Genomic DNA, 15,409 nt, shown 5'->3' with positions numbered 1-15,409 from the left:
TTCCGCAACTCAAAATTCGAGTCATTCAATTCAGCCATGTCCGTGCATTGTAAAACATATACATCCAGGGGCTCATTGCTCCCCATTCTTTGGGATGCCAAGAAAATTGAATCGTACGGAAAACTCTTTCGGGATGAGGCATAAGAATAGTTATTCGACCGTCCGGTACAGTCAGTCCTGTAATTCCAAATGGACTGCCGTTAGGATTTTCCGGATAATTTTTTGTAGGTATCCCGTGGGAATTGATATAACGCATAGTGATCAATTTTTTTTCTGTTACTCTTTCTTCTCTCCCCATTTCGAATACGGCACGCCCCTCCCCGTGTGAAACTACAATGGGAAGGCGACCGCCCTCCATCCCCTGAAAAAAGAGAGAAGGAGATTCTGGAATTTCTACTAGGGAAAGACGTGCTTCGAATTGTTCCGATACATTGCGTTCGAAAACAGGCCAATCTTCAGCACCTGGAATTATTGATTTCAAATGAGAAAAAAGTTGACAACCGTTACAAACTCCTAGTGAGAAACAATTTTTATTTTGGAAAAACAAAGCGAAAGCATCCGAAATTCTCGGATGCATTAAGATCGATTGCGCCCATCCACGACCGGCACCCAATACATCGCCAAAAGAAAATCCTCCGCAAGCAACTAATCCATTAAATGTTTTCAAATCAATACAATTATTTTTCAACAAATCGCTCATATGTATGTCAACACTGTTGAATCCTGCAAAATAAAAAGCGGCGGCCATTTCTCGATGGCCATTGCTACCTTGTTCTCGTAAAATAGCGACACGAGGTCGCACCCCTGTGCCAATATGGGGAAACGAGTTTTTCTTTTCTCTACCGTTATAAAAAGAACTTAATATCGTCAATTCAGGATTGTCTTTATCCAGTAATTTATCGTATTGCTGTTTAGCGCAGATTGGGTTGTCCCGTAATTTCTGTAATTTATAGCTTGTCTCGCTCCACCACCGATGCAAGACAGTACGATTTTCTTGAAAAATACTTTTTCCTCGATAATTTAAAATAAATGCGTCTGATTTGTTAAGTTTTCCAATAACGTGTGTGTGCATTTTTAGTCTGTATTTCTCTAAAATTTTTAGTACACTGACAACGTTTTCTTTTCTAACTTGAATAACCGATCCTAAAGATTCGGTAAACACACTGGCTATTGGATTTTTTCCTAAAGAATGTATTTCAATAGTAATTCCAATATGTGCAGAAAAAGCCATTTCACATAAAGTTGTTAGCAATCCTCCATCAGAACGGTCGTGGTACGCCAGCAATAGTTTTCTGCGATTGAGCATTTGAATTGCTTGAAAAAAATTCCGTAGTAGATAAGGATCGTCAACGTCAGGAGGTTTTCCTCCTATCCCATCGTACACTTGAGTCAAACAGGAACCTCCTAATGGATGAGCGCCTTTACCTAAATCGATAAGCAACAATCGGGTTTCCATATCGATTTTCAATTGTGGAGTGAGTGTGTAACGAACATCTAATACAGGTGCTGTAGCTGTAACAATTAAAGAAAGTGGCGATATTACATTTTTTGTACAATTTCCTTCTTTCCAAGAAGTACGCATAGACAAAGAATCCTTTCCTACTGGAATACAAATTCCCAATGCAGGACAAAATTCTTTTGTAACCGCTCGAACGGATTCATACAAATTGGCCCCTTCTCCCGGAAAATTTTCTGCCACCATCCAATTTGCCGACAATACAATTTGAGAAATTTTTTCAATAGGTGCAGCAGCTATATTGGTAATGGCTTCTCCAATCGCTATTCTTGCCGATGCTACGGAATCAACCATAGCCACCGGAGCTCTCTCGCCGATCGCTAAAGCTTGTCCCTGATAGCCGAAAAAACTATTTGTCGCCACTCCTACATCTGCTACCGGTACTTGCCAAGGACCCACCATTTGATCACGAGCGATTTTTCCGCCTACAGAACGATCACCAATGGTGATTAAGAAACTTTTGTCTGCTACTGTAGGGTATTGCAAAATTCTCTTGACAATATCGGCTAGATTAAGATGCGCGACATCAAGGGGAAAAAAGTTACAGAATGATCGTTGTCGGTCTTTTCTCTGTATTGGAGGCACTGTATCGAATAAAAGAGTCAACGGTACATCGACGGGGCAATTATGAAAATGGTTATCATTCACTACCAATTCTTTCTTCGGCTTTGCATATCCAACAATTGCAAAAGGGCAGCGTTCGCGTTCAGCAATAGAACAAAATGTCTTCAATGCTTTCGGTCTAATGGCAAGAACAAATCGTTCCTGTGCCTCATTACACCATATCTCTAAGGGAGTCATCCCTGGAGCATCGATAGGAATGTCCCTCAATTCAATCTCTCCTCCACATCCACTGGTCCTAACCAATTCTGGAAAAGCATTTGATAAACCCCCAGCACCTACATCATGAATACTTAAAATGGGATTTTTTTTTCCTAAAGCAACACATCCATTAATTAATTCTTGTGTACGACGTTGCATCTCAGGGTTTGCGCGTTGTACAGACGCAAAATCTAAAGACTCAACGATACTTGCCCGAGAAGCAGCCAATCCTCCTCCTAAACCTATAGGCATAGCGGGGCCACCAATAACTACCAGAAACGTATTTTTTTTAAAAGATTTTTTTTCAACTTGCGAGCGATAAATTTGTCCAATGCCTCCAGAAATCATAATGGGTTTGTGGTATCCGTAAGAAACTTTTTCTTCATCGGTTTTAGGAAAAAAATTCCCTTCGCATTCCAACGTTCGAAAATAACCACAAATGGTTGGTCGCCCAAATTCGTTGTTAAATGAAGCTGCACCAACAGGTCCGCGCAAAATGATTTCTAAAGGTGATGACAATTTTGATTTTTTTTTAAAGTCTTTCTTCTCCCAAGGTTGGGAAAAACCAGGAATACGAAGATGCGATACGGAAAATCCAGTCATCCCTGCTTGACTTTGTCCACCACGACCTGTGGCCATTTCATCCCGAATTTCGCCACCGCTTCCTGTCGCTGCACCAGAAAAGGGTAATACAGCGGTAGGGTGATTGTGCGTTTCTACTTTTAACACTTTACACAGATGTTTTCTTATTTTCTCATAGAAACGGGTAGTGGAATTGATTTCGAGAATGTGACTAGTAGAACTTTTGACAACCGCTGCATTGTCGCGATACGCTACCAAAACTTGTCTTGGATTTATCCTATGAGTATAACGAACCATCGAAAACAATGATTCTTCTTCTAGTTTCCCATCAATTCTCCACGTTGCGTTAAATGTTTTGTGTCGACAGTGTTCGGAATTTATCTGGGCAAACATCATTAATTCAACATCTGTTGGATTGCGATTGAGTTGACGAAAGGATTTCGATAAGTACTGAATCTCCTTATCACTCAAGGAAAGACCTAGCAATTGATTTGCTTGTAGCAAAGCAATTTTTCCTTTTTCCAATAAATTGACATAAGAACAATTTAAGAGCGGAGGGCGTTGGAAAATCCTAGTCAACGCATCCGTAGAGAACAAAACCGACTCAATTAACGGATCGTACAACTCTAACGCTATTTGAAAATTTTGTTCACTCTCCTCACGAGAAATTCCAAACAGACGATAAAAGATTCCTCGTTCAATCCGAGTGACAAAAGGCATACAACAATTGCGTGCGATTTCCGTAGCGTTCGATGACCAAGAAGATACAGTGCCCAGACGAGGAAGAACCCAACAAGAAAACTCTTTGGAAAATCTAGGATAGGTAAACCGGGCGTTCGACAATAGGCACCGCAATTGCTTTCGTTCTTCAGAACACAAAGACCTTTCACATTCGACAAAGTACCCGTACGTTGCTTCAACACTGCGAATTTTAGGATATTTTTGTTTTAAGCGTTGTAAGATTTTCTGTCGACGAAACGGTGTATAAATTTGAAAACCTTGCAAAAACAACATAACGCCAGTCTTTTATGTTCCTTCGAATCCTTAAACCGCTCTTTTCTTTCTATTACTGTCATCTATCTGTATGTTTTTTCTCTAGTGTTTTGCGATTTAGGTTTGAAGAACAAATAACAATTTTCTATAGATCTTTCTTAAGATTTTTTCGTCTACTAGATTGTAATTCCTTTTCTGCTGCGTCTTTGTTTTCCCATCCATACACTTTAGACCATTTATTAGGCTCCAAATCCTTATAATGTGTAAAAAAATGAGAAATGTTATCCAACAATAAAGGCGACACATCTTCGATGGATCGAATAAATCTATATTCTCTGCAAGCCTTTTCTAGGGGAAACGCCAAGATTTTGTTGTCCCTTCCAGTTTCATCTTCCATCCGCATCAACCCTACCGCGCGTACTTGTATCGCGGTTCCTGATTGTACAGGCGTCGGTGTGACGACCAGTACATCTAGCGGGTCGCCATCTTCGGCTAATGTATCCGGTACGAATCCATAATTACAAGGATATCGTACAGCTGTAAAAATAAATCGATCAACAGTCAAAATTTGAGATTTCTGATTGTACTCATACTTAACACTTCCGTATGTAGAAATTTCAATAATCGCATCAAAATTGTTGACATTACTACTTTCTAAACCCATAAATATTCTGTCCTTCTTCTCTACCCCGGTTGGAAACAGTGTACCAGATTTAATAAATCTGGTGAAGCAAAATCAAAAAGACGCAAGAAATTTTTTTGCGAGAAAAGATATCGTAAAATAAATACTAATTAAGACAGACAAATAATCTTCTTTGTCCTTAAAAATTGCTGTAACGCTATTACAGAAAGTTGTATTGCTTTTACAAATTTTCTTCGATTTCTAAATAGCACTTTAGTTCAATTGTGCGTTTCTTTTTTGTGTATTTCTTAAGTCTGTTATAGACCACTTTTTCTTCTTTGGTCAAGAAATTAATACAATTGTCACATTTTAAAAGAAATCGGGTAAGACGGCGCACAAAATTAGCGTTCTTAGGATGACCAATCTGAAAACAACTCTTCGGTCGCAAGTCAACTAAAGAAAATCAGATTTTCGTCTTTTTCAAGAACGAACAATAAGTTTTCTAGACCGACCAATGTAGTAGATTTTTATTTCTGTTTTCTAACTTTCTTCACAACGCGATGCCGGTAATTTTCCACATCACAATATTTAGATACTGATGACGATTATTAGCATTTTTCCATTGATGCAAAGTTACCTAGAAGAATACAATCATTTTTTAGTTCTATTCCGATTTCTTGTAACGAATCAGACCTAAAATATGAGGGTTCTTGTGCAAGACAGCAATACCTCGAAAATAAAAAACGTTCTATGCGATGCGGCTGACGAATTTTTTATTCGGAAGGCGCTTTTTTTAGCAAGACAATCCGAAAACCAAGAAATTCCGATTGGTGCAGTTTTGACAAAAGATGGTACAATCCTTGGAGAAGGGTTCAACTGTCCCGTAAAAACAATTGACCCTACGGCTCATGCGGAAATGCTTGCGATTCGAGAAGCCGCCAGAAATCTTGGAAATTATCGTTTACTCAAAACAACTTTGTATGTTACTTTAGAACCTTGTTTAATGTGTCTGGGGGCGATAGTTCATGCCAGAATTCAGCGTCTTGTCTTCGGAGCTTTTCGTCCTCTTCGGGCTTGGACCAAAAAGGAAGGATGTCGAATTTTAGATGAATTGTGGACAAACCACCGCCTTTCATGGAAAGGCGGAATTCTGTCGGATGAATGTTCTTCTGCTTTAAAAGAATTTTTTCGAAAACGTCGTTAAATCTAAAATTGTTTTCAATTTGTATCTTTTACTATCATAAACTTAGCTTTACAAGCAACCTGCTCTACAACTTTCGCTTTTCCTTCAAATTTCCACAGACGACCCGATTTTAGTACCTTAATCTCTAAGATCAGTTGATCGCCAGGTTCAACAACACGTTTAAAGCGCGCACTGTCGATTCCAGCAAAGAAGTAAACGCCTTTCGGGTCAGCAAGATCCAAAGATTTAACAATTAAAATTCCTGCCGATTGTGCCAAAGATTCGATAATCAAAACACCTGGCATTACCGGTCGAATAGGAAAGTGCCCCATAAAAAAAGGTTCATTGGCCGTAATATTTTTGACGGCTACTAAAGATTTATGTTTTTCTATCGCTATCACTCGATCAACCAGTAAGAATGGGTATCGATGAGGAATGCACTGTTTAATTTCTCTATTTTCTATAGTATTCATTTGTACAATCGTTAAACCGCCAATCGATTAGTCCGTTTTGTTTTTTATAAATTTATCGAGCTGTTTCCAAAATCCAATTGTACTTTCCACCGCTATCTCCAGATTAGGAAAACGCTTTCTTTAAGAACAACAACGGCAAAAGCCTCCGTTTCACCACCAAAATATTCTGCCGGCGGTTCCAAAACATTTTTTCTTTCGAACCAAACGTCTGGAGATTCTGACGGTATCCCGTGCAACTTTACGATCGTGAATAATCATAAAGACAATCCCAACAACTTATTTCAGTTCAGAAATTACATCCGGAGTAACATCTTTTCCATCCCTGGCGTATAACACGACATCCTTTGGCAAAACAAAATCTATATTCTTTTTTCTAGCAACCACCTTTACAGCATGCAAAATTTTTCCCATAAAATTACTCATAGCCCGATTCTGTTCTCCATACAATCTTTTCTGAAATATTGTTTGCGCTTTCTGTAATTCTTCTTGCTCTTTTTGAATCTTATCGTGGAAATCTGCAGATTCTTTTTTACTCATTACAGCCTCCTCACGCCGAAACGTCTTCATGTCTTCTCTCAAATGCTTATCCAATCCAATAACGTTTTCACGCTGTGGTGCAAATTTTTTTTCGAGTTGAGCATTTATCTCTTTAATTTGCTGCGAGACTTGAAAAATTTTCCGAACGTCTACTTCTCCTATAGATTGACCGACAGCGCCCGATGTCCAACCCATTATCATAAAAAAACAAGCGGCCGTAAACAAATATTGTCTTACCATAATTTTCTCTCTACATTAAAAAACAACAAACAACAAGAAAACGCGCGTATTATAATTCAGGTTTCTACGCAAACCAAGAATAGTCTATTGCACAAGTGGCAAATCCAAGTTTTCCTGTATTCCTTTATAAGATCATTCCAAAAGAAAATTGAAATGCTTGGAAATGATCTCCTGACCGTATATTTAAAGGAAATGCTAGGGTAAAATCGATTGGAGCAAGAGGAGTATACCACTCTACAGAAAAACCTAATGAGGGACGAAAATTTCTCAAAGAGAATCTATCGTCTTGGACAATTTGAGGCTGAATATTGGATTCAGGATCAGAAGTTCCTCCGTGCGCTGGAATCGCAATATCTTCTGGACACCGAGGTATTTGAAAAACATTTCCTGCATCGAATACGATAGCGGTCCGAATATTTTGACTAAGAAATTGTGGGAGAATCAAGTGTACCCCAAGAATAGTTTCTAAATTACCACCAATTGCGTTGTACTCTCTTCCAAGAGGATAACGGTTTTTTGGACCCAAGGAATTTGGGGCGAAAGCAGGAACAGATCCAATACCTCCAGAAAAAAAGTTTTTGAAAAAGGGCAATCGATCATGACCAAATCCGCTTCCGTAACCCAATATTGCCAGTACATTTACAATAAATCCATCGCATCTCCCTGTCAAAGGACGATAATATTTTATCGTGGACGTTGCCAAATAGTAATCTGCACTGGATTTAAAGAAAGGTATATCCATCTCGAAATCTGATCCTATATAAAAACCTGCAGTTGGTAAGACAAAGCGATCGAGCCTATTGTAAACCCAATTGGCTGTTAATTTAGCTTGATTGAATTCAGCACTGGTATTTTGTATACCATTATTGACACCCAGAAACGAAAGTACGCTTGGTGCTGCACTGGTAGCATCAACATCTCTGATTGCGATATGCTCCAAACCGTAACCGAATGCAATTGAGTTGTATTCTGAAATTGGATAGCTATAGTTAATATCAGCTCCATATCCTTCTTCCAAATAAGAAGAAAAATTAAATTTTTTGTCCGGACTAACATGAGAATAATAAATTGAGAGACCTTGTTGCAACCCCCAGATTGTGTAGTAAGGATTATTGTAAATAAAGGAAAAGTTTCGTTGAAATTGATTGTTTTGCATTCCGAGTGCGATATATTTTCCAGTTCCCAAAAAATTGGGTTCCGACACACTGGCACCGTATAAAAATCCATAGAGATTTGAATATCCACCCTGAATGCTGATTCGACCAGACGATTTTTCTTTTACGTGATAGCACAGATCTACTTGGTTTGAGGAATTAGATATAGGTTGTACAGTGTAAGTAATGCTAGACAAATAACCTAGCGATTCCAGTCGACGCTTCGATTGCTCAATTCTTGATAAAGAATATACACTTCCTTCGTATTGGCGCATTTCTTGATGTAACACTTTCCGATTTGTGTGTCGATTGCCCAAGAAACCAATTCGTCGTACATAGACGCGCTGGCCAGGTATTATTTTAAAATTCAAATGAACCAAATGTTTCTGATCTTCGATTGTCGAAACGACAGATACTTGTGCAAACGCATAGCCTCGGTCTTTCAGAGAATTACTAACTGCTCTAGCAGTATCAATAATATTCTGTCGAGAAAATACATCTCCTGATTTTACTGTAATCAATTTTCGGTACAGTCGATTCCTAATACCATAGTCTTTTCCGTTTATCCTACAGTCTTTAATTCGATAAACTGGTCCTTCGTCAACATAAATAGTGATAAAAACTCCATCTTTGTTCAACAACCGCCGAACGTCATAAGAAATAATTCGAAAACGTAGATACCCGTGGTTCAAATAAAATACGATAAGATTGTCTAAATCTTGTGCCAATCTGGTTTTCGAATAACAATCGATATAATTACCGGTCCACATACTCTTCAAACTTCGAAAAATTGAAGGTGTTACCGGTTTGAATTGTTTACACAAGATAGTTCCGCTAAACGAGTGATTTCCAACAAATCGAACCGAGCAGATCTTTACGATTTTTGGATTTTCCGACTTAATATAAAGTTCTACACGATTTCCAGACTTTCTTACGACGTCAGTGAATACATTAATAGTATACCCCATAAAGTCGTACTGTTGTTTTAATCCTCGCTCAATTTGTTTTAGCTTGAAGGGATTGAAAGTTCGTCCCTCCACGATTCCTAATCTGCATAAAATAACACGAAACTTCTTGTTAGAAACAGCTTTTCCGCTAAGATGAATCGAACTTATTGTAGGGCGCTCTCTCACTCTAATAAGCAGAACCCTGTCGCAATTACTCAGTCGAATTCCGTCAAAACATCCTGTCTTGTACAGTGCCGCAATAATCGCCCGACCTCTCTGAGAAGAGTATTGTTGTCCTTTATGAATCGGAAGGTGCTGATATACTGTATTTTCTGAAATTCTTTTCAATCCTTGAATACGAATAGAATGGACAACAAAGTCATGTGCCTCTAGATTTAGAGGCACGATCCAAAATACGATCAATGCAATCAAAAAAGAACATCTGTGCAATTTCGTTACGCCGCTAAATATCAATCCCACCCCTCTGATCGTTTTGTAAAGGTGTTTTAGAAATACCTCTTGTTGAGAAGAAAAAAACCTCGTTTGCAACACCCAAACCGGATATTATAACATCCGATTTGTGTTTATCTATAATTTGGGAAAGAAAAATACGCCAATTTGATCAAAATGATCTTTTTTGTTGTTAATTTCTTTGTATCCTCCATAACTAGAAATAATTTAAGAAAAGACAAAGGAACAAGTACAAATTCACTACTTTTTTCGGGAAGACAAATTGCGAAAGAGGAAGAGTATAAGAAAGTTTGTTTGGTTTCCTTACTTTTGTTCTTGTTTGGATACATAACTTGTTTGGATACATAAAATGATATCTGTTCGATTAAAATTGTTGATTTCCTAAAAATCGGTACCAACAGATGTGGGCGTTTGTTGACTCTAATAGGAAAAAATCACTAATTGTTCAACAATTCTAGAGATCTTTCTGTTTCAGGGAGTTTGCGCACAGAAGAATGTACATTGTGCTGATTTGTTGTATGCTATTCATGTAGCTACAAGCTGTTTGGGAAACAGGTAAAGAATCTTGAACAATACGATTATTGTGGTTTTAAAGATCATATAGCATTACACGCTGTAAAATTTGATACATACTGACTGTATTTATGATACAGAAAAAAAATCTCTTGAAAATACGAACACCCGCTAAACTAATTTTGTCCGGAGAGCACGCTGTGGTTTACGGAAACCCGGCATTGGCTGTGGCTATAAATCTTTATACAAATGTCACCATTCGAAAAACCGCATCATTGTGTTTTTCCTTTAATTTTAAAAATCTCAATTTCAGAAAATTAGTTGCGCTCCAAGAACTCCGCAAGTTACAAAAAAAACTCGAAATCCGATATCAACAATACTGCTTAGGATATCTAGATATTCAAGAAGTGTTAAAAAACCCCTCCGAGCTGTCGCTTTTTACTTTCATCAAAGTACTAAACTGTGTGAAAAATAACCTACCTATGAGTATCGACACCATCATCGACTCCGATATTCCTATAGGATATGGGATAGGATCTTCAGCTGCTAGTGTAGTGGGTTTGGTACACGCACTCACACAATTTCTCAATATAAATCTCAATTCAGAGGATTATTTCAAATTAAGTATAGAATCGGAAAATCTACAACATGGTTACTCCAGTGGATTAGACATATATACCGTTTACTACGGAGGGTGTATTCGTTACGCAAAAGGAAAATTTGAAAAACGTTTTATTCCAAACTTTTCGATGCAATTGGTACAAACAGGGCGACCGAAAAGTAATACCGGTGAATGTGTCTTACAAGCTTCTTCTCTTTTTAAGAAGAGTCGTATTGGTGATGATTTCTCGGCAATTACCAATGAACTTGATCAAGCGTTACAAAATTGTAATTTCGAGAATATAAAAAATTGCATTCAACAAAATCATCGATTACTAAAAACTATCGGTGTTGTTCCCAATAAAATCGATTGTTTTATTATTGATGTAGAAAAAATTGGCGGTTCTGCAAAAATTTGCGGGGCAGGCAGTATACAAGGAGATAACGGAGGTTCTGTTTTAGTAATTACTGACAATCCGATCAATAATCTCATACAACAATACGATTATTCTGTTGTACCCATTCGAATTGACAGCCAAGGAGTACAATGTATTGTATAAAGCAAAGGCTCCTGGAAACTTAATACTGCTTGGAGAATATTCTGTACTGTACGGAAAAACCGCATTGGTAACAGCTATTAGTAAATCTGTTTCCGTAACGCTTAAACCTCGTAAAGACAATCAAATTTTTATCGATTCCAATTTGGGTAAATTACGTATTAACCGTCATCAAATCATTTCACAACCGCCCTTTGAATTTGTATTGGAAGCATTAGCACTTACAAATCTTCCTTCCGGATGTGATATTGAAATTGACTCTGATTTACCCATCGCTCTCGGGTTAGGAAGCTCAGCGGCAGTAACTGTAGCGTTATTAACAGTACTAAATCGCTGGAACAAAAAACCATTAACAAAAATTAATCTCTGGAAAGAATCGTTGCAGGTAATTCACCGAGTACAAGGTGGAATGGGATCCGGTGCCGATTGCGCAGCGAGTATTTTCGGTGGAGTAATTGCTTTTAGTATTTCACCCCTTTCGGTTCTTTCTCTCAAGGGAACACCACCTTTAGTAGCAATCTATTCGGGAAAAAAACTCAATACCGCCTGTGCGATCGGTATGATTAATAGTCGTCGCAGGCAGTGTTCGGATCATTTTCAAAAAATGGACGAAAAGGTACATAAACTCTCAATGAGAGCCATCAGTGCCATTAATACTCAAAATTGGACTGCTTTGGGAAAATTATTCAATAAAGGACAAGATCTCATGAGAATTATGGGGGTTAGTAATATTTTCTTAGAAAATTTGACCAAAAGTTTGCAAGAACAACCTAATATTCTAGGCGCTAAGATATCGGGTTCTGGTTTTGGAGATTGTATTGTTGGAGTCGGAAAACTTATTTCGAATTTTTTTCCACGTAATACAAAAGAAAAAAAACTTGGGGTTAAACAAATTGCACTTTCTATTATTTCTGAAGGAGCAAATTGTAATGAAACATAATGAGATTTTCTATCAACTACTTGACCGAAAGAGAAAAACTCCCATTAAATCTTTTGGACAAGCTTTTGCACCCTCGAATATTGCCTTATGCAAATACTGGGGTAAACGAAATTTACAGCTTAATTTGCCTTTTACTTCAAGTTTATCTCTGTCTTTAGGAAACAGAGGTGCTTGCGCGAAAATTTCTTTCTCGTCCCATTTGCATCATGAACTAATTGTCAATCATAAAAAGTCGTCGCATTCAAAACATTATTTGATTTTTTTGGAAGAATTGATATTTTTCAGTACACAGTCCTTTCGACTGGAACTCGATTTTAATGTTCCGATTGCTACTGGACTTGCTTCGTCTGCTTGCAGTTATGCCGCTATTGTAAAAGCTACGAACGATTTTTTCGGATGGAATTTGAATGAAAAAATTTTATCGATTCTCGCTCGAATGGGCAGCGGGAGCGCTTGTCGCTCGATTTTTGAAGGATTTGTACAATGGCACCGCGGAACTGATCCCAATGGAATGGACAGCTATGCAGAACAAATCAATGAAAGCTGGCCAGAACTGCGTATCGGAATCTGCATCATCAGTTCCCAAAAAAAAACAATAAGCTCACGCGAAGGCATGAATCACACTACAAAAACTTCTGAGTTTTATACTGCATGGATTCAAAAAGCAAATAAAGATTTTCTTTACTTAAAGAAAGCAATTGTTCAGAGAGACTTTTCTTTCCTAGGAAAGATTACTGAATCCAATGCATTGGCGATGCACGCCACAATGTTGACTGCATGGCCACCCTTAATGTATTTTGTTCCGGACACCATTCGATTAATTCAAAAAGTATGGAAACTTCGCGATACGGGATTGGAAGTTTATTTTACTCAAGATGCAGGAGCAAATGTCAAGTTGTTATTTTTAAAAAAAGATAATGAGAAATTAATTCACCACTTTCCCGATCTCGAGATCGTTTCTCCTTTTAAAGAGGCTGTTGTTCAGAAGGTTGTTCTTGTCGATGAAAAAGATCAAATTCTAGGAATCGAAGAAAAAATAAAAGTCCATTGCGAAGGAAAACTGCATCGCGCTTTTTCAATCTTTGTTTTTTCTTGGAAAAATAGCGAATGGCAATTGCTTCTTCAAGAACGACACCTCAACAAATATCACAGTGGTGGGTTGTGGACAAATACTTGTTGCGGACATCCGAGACCGGGAGAAAATATTATTAAAGCGGGCGAAAGAAGACTGTTTGAGGAAATGGGATTAAAAATCTCATTACAGAAAGCAAAGACGTTTCGCTATACGGCAAAGGTAGGAGACTTAATTGAAAACGAGTACGATTACGTACTTATAGGATTTTCAATTCTCCCTCTCGAGGGGATTTCCTTTAATAGAAAGGAAGTCAGCGCCATTCGTTGGGTTAATCTTTCTGTCCTAAAAAGAGAAATTAATAATAATGCTGAAAACTTTGCACCTTGGTTTGTTCGGGCTTTAGAAATCGCACTACAAAAATTACACCAAAAATTTTCAGATTCTCAAAACAAAACCAAACTCTCTCTCTGAAAATGTTTCGAAAGTTGATGCAGACAACCTCTACAACTTCTCCGTTTAACGTCATGCTCAGTTTCGGGAATCGTATTGCGTAAATACGACGTTGGTAGATTCGGTTGGTTTTTATTTGAATAGAAAAAGAAGTCCTAAAAGAAAAATAGGAAGCGCAGAAAGAGTACTATCAATACGATCTAAGATGCCTCCATGACCAGGAAGAAGATAACCCGAATCTTTTACGCCAACTTGTCTCTTCAACATACTTTCGAATAGATCACCAACAATCGCAAAAACAGATACGACCAAAGCTAAGAAATCTACTAACATTGATTGAACATAGGATCGTCGAAAAACGATGAAAGTAACAACAATAGCAATTGCCAACGCCGAAAATATCCCTCCCCATAACCCTTCCCATGTTTTATTAGGACTGACACGAGCGATCAATGTTCTTTTGCCCCAACTTCGGCCTATCAAATAAGATCCTAAATCTGTAGTCCAAATTAATACCAAACCAAATAAAAACAACCGAATCTACCAACGTCGTATTTACGCAATACGATTCCCGAAACTGAGCATGACGTTAATACAATAAAACTCACAATGATTTTTGTTATATTATATTGAAACCCCAAGGGTAAAATTCCTTTTGAATAACAGATAACAGCAGCCGCTGCCCACAACCAAACAAAAAAAGACGTGACCGATACCCAGAGAATCGGTAAGCAGACGGTCATCGCCGCTAAAGCCAAAAGAACAGAAATCAAATACAGACTGCGGAGGTAAAAGTTTTTTATCCCCGATAAAGAAGACCATTCCCAAGCTGCCCAAGCCATCACAACATCGATCAGAAGACTAAACCACAACTCAGGCAAGTACCGTATTGCCAAAAACAGAAGAGAAACCAAAACTACCGATGTAAAAACTCGATATCCGAACATACCTCAACTCACAACAACGCCCTATTTTTCGACCTATTCTGATATCAATCCAAAACGGCGTTGACGCACTCGATAAAAAGCTAACGCTTGCTCAAAAGTGCTGGTGTTAAAATCGGGCCAGTAAGTTGATGTAAAATAAATTTCTGTATAGGCCACTTGCCACAACATAAAATTACTCAAACGTTGTTCACCACTAGTGCGAATTAACAGATCTGGATCGGGTAAATCACTCAAACACAAATATTTTCGAAATAACTTGATTGTTATTGATTCAGGATTTATTTCTCTATTTCGAATTTTTTTTCCTAATCGTTGGGTTGCCTGCACGATATCCCATCGTCCACTATAATTTAAAGCGACAATTAATTTCATACCTGTATTGTTTTTCGTAAGTTCTTGAGAAATACAAATCTGTGCCAGCAATTTTCTATCGCATTCTGTATAATCGCCAACAATTCTAAGACGGATGTTGCTCCTATGCAGGACTTCCGTGTTGCGTTCTAAAGAATTTAGAAATAGAGACATTAAAAATTCAACTTCTTTTTGAGGACGCGCTCGATTTTCGAGACTAAAAGCAAATAGGGTTAAAACCTCAATCCCTTTACTATTTGCACACTCGATCACTTCACGAACAACTTTTGCACCTGCTTTATGACCTTCCATTCTTGGAAATCCGCGACACCTAGCCCAACGACCGTTTCCATCCATTACAATTGCAATGTGTCGGGGAAAAGGATTTACTCTGTAATTTTGTTTTTTGCCTAATAAGATTGTTTTGTCTATTAAT

At 38.0% G+C, this 15,409-nt stretch carries 12 protein-coding genes; 4 read left to right on the top strand and 8 right to left on the bottom strand.

Features of this window, described 5'->3' with window-relative positions; genetic code table 11:
- Positions 1 to 25: 25 nt before the first annotated feature.
- Both purL and ppa read right to left on the bottom strand, forming a co-directional pair.
- Complete coding sequence (gene purL / locus EGQ50_RS00900; RefSeq protein WP_159747761.1) at positions 26 to 3,934, bottom strand: phosphoribosylformylglycinamidine synthase; 3,909 nt, start codon at positions 3,932 to 3,934, stop codon at positions 26 to 28.
- A gap of 124 nt (positions 3,935 to 4,058) precedes the next feature.
- Complete coding sequence (gene ppa, locus EGQ50_RS00895; RefSeq protein ID WP_159747759.1) at positions 4,059 to 4,577, bottom strand: inorganic diphosphatase; 519 nt, start codon at positions 4,575 to 4,577, stop codon at positions 4,059 to 4,061.
- 658 nt (positions 4,578 to 5,235) lie between these two features.
- On the opposite strand from ppa, the gene tadA reads away from it, so the two are divergent.
- Complete coding sequence (gene tadA, locus EGQ50_RS00890; protein WP_159747757.1) at positions 5,236 to 5,739, top strand: tRNA adenosine(34) deaminase TadA; 504 nt, start codon at positions 5,236 to 5,238, stop codon at positions 5,737 to 5,739.
- A gap of 14 nt (positions 5,740 to 5,753) precedes the next feature.
- On the opposite strand, the gene fabZ is transcribed toward tadA, so the two are convergent.
- The 3 genes from fabZ to bamA all read right to left on the bottom strand — a co-directional run bounded on the left by fabZ (position 5,754) and on the right by bamA (position 9,501).
- Entirely contained in the window at positions 5,754 to 6,191 is a 438-nt protein-coding gene (gene fabZ, locus EGQ50_RS00885) for a 3-hydroxyacyl-ACP dehydratase FabZ (RefSeq protein WP_159747755.1), read from the bottom strand.
- 276 nt (positions 6,192 to 6,467) lie between these two features.
- Positions 6,468 to 6,968 carry an OmpH/Skp family outer membrane protein gene (locus tag EGQ50_RS00880; protein WP_159747753.1) on the bottom strand — a complete coding sequence of 167 codons (501 nt, stop codon included), beginning with the start codon at positions 6,966 to 6,968 and terminating at the stop codon, positions 6,468 to 6,470.
- 124 nt (positions 6,969 to 7,092) lie between these two features.
- On the bottom strand, positions 7,093 to 9,501 hold the full coding sequence (gene bamA, locus EGQ50_RS00875) for an outer membrane protein assembly factor BamA (RefSeq protein WP_246168980.1): 2,409 nt from the start codon (positions 9,499 to 9,501) through the stop codon (positions 7,093 to 7,095).
- A 704-nt stretch (positions 9,502 to 10,205) separates the two neighbouring features.
- Here bamA and mvk point away from each other — a divergent pair.
- From mvk to mvaD, 3 genes are read left to right on the top strand one after another with little or no spacing between them, the layout of a single operon-like run.
- On the top strand, positions 10,206 to 11,213 hold the full coding sequence (mvk, locus tag EGQ50_RS00870) for a mevalonate kinase (protein WP_246168978.1): 1,008 nt from the start codon (positions 10,206 to 10,208) through the stop codon (positions 11,211 to 11,213).
- Complete coding sequence (locus EGQ50_RS00865; protein WP_246168976.1) at positions 11,206 to 12,150, top strand: mevalonate kinase family protein; 945 nt, start codon at positions 11,206 to 11,208, stop codon at positions 12,148 to 12,150. Before mvk ends, EGQ50_RS00865 begins: the two co-directional genes overlap by 8 nt.
- A complete protein-coding gene (mvaD, locus tag EGQ50_RS00860; RefSeq protein ID WP_159747749.1) occupies positions 12,140 to 13,696 on the top strand; it encodes a diphosphomevalonate decarboxylase in 1,557 nt (518 codons plus the stop codon). The genes EGQ50_RS00865 and mvaD overlap by 11 nt, the downstream gene beginning before the upstream one ends.
- Positions 13,697 to 13,807: 111 nt before the next feature.
- Here the strand turns inward: mvaD and EGQ50_RS02920 are convergent, their stop codons facing one another.
- The 3 genes from EGQ50_RS02920 to uppS are packed head-to-tail and all read right to left on the bottom strand — an operon-like array spanning position 13,808 to position 15,393.
- Positions 13,808 to 14,158 (bottom strand): phosphatidate cytidylyltransferase, encoded by a 351-nt coding sequence (locus tag EGQ50_RS02920; protein WP_246169004.1) that lies wholly within the window; start codon positions 14,156 to 14,158, stop codon positions 13,808 to 13,810.
- A gap of 26 nt (positions 14,159 to 14,184) precedes the next feature.
- Complete coding sequence (locus tag EGQ50_RS02915; RefSeq protein ID WP_246168975.1) at positions 14,185 to 14,622, bottom strand: hypothetical protein; 438 nt, start codon at positions 14,620 to 14,622, stop codon at positions 14,185 to 14,187.
- 33 nt (positions 14,623 to 14,655) lie between these two features.
- Positions 14,656 to 15,393, bottom strand: a complete 738-nt coding sequence (gene uppS / locus EGQ50_RS00850) for a polyprenyl diphosphate synthase (RefSeq protein ID WP_256375964.1) — start codon at positions 15,391 to 15,393, stop codon at positions 14,656 to 14,658.
- Positions 15,394 to 15,409 lie beyond the last annotated feature (16 nt).

The organism is Coxiella endosymbiont of Amblyomma sculptum, from assembly GCF_009883795.1.
Lineage (GTDB): Bacteria > Pseudomonadota > Gammaproteobacteria > Coxiellales > Coxiellaceae > Coxiella.
Note: the sequence above shows the minus strand (reverse complement) of the source record. Positions and strands in the feature narration are given on the sequence as shown.

Bases quoted from the DNA above. Each gene is read 5' to 3' on its own strand.
- purL (WP_159747761.1), bottom strand. From the start codon at position 3,934: ATGTTGTTTTTGCAAGGTTTTCAAATTTATACACCGTTTCGTCGACAG.
- ppa (WP_159747759.1), bottom strand. From the start codon at position 4,577: ATGGGTTTAGAAAGTAGTAATGTCAACAATTTTGATGCGATTATTGAA.
- tadA (WP_159747757.1), top strand. From the start codon at position 5,236: ATGAGGGTTCTTGTGCAAGACAGCAATACCTCGAAAATAAAAAACGTT.
- fabZ (WP_159747755.1), bottom strand. From the start codon at position 6,191: ATGAATACTATAGAAAATAGAGAAATTAAACAGTGCATTCCTCATCGA.
- EGQ50_RS00880 (WP_159747753.1), bottom strand. From the start codon at position 6,968: ATGGTAAGACAATATTTGTTTACGGCCGCTTGTTTTTTTATGATAATG.
- mvaD (WP_159747749.1), top strand. From the start codon at position 12,140: ATGAAACATAATGAGATTTTCTATCAACTACTTGACCGAAAGAGAAAA.
- EGQ50_RS02915 (WP_246168975.1), bottom strand. From the start codon at position 14,622: ATGTTCGGATATCGAGTTTTTACATCGGTAGTTTTGGTTTCTCTTCTG.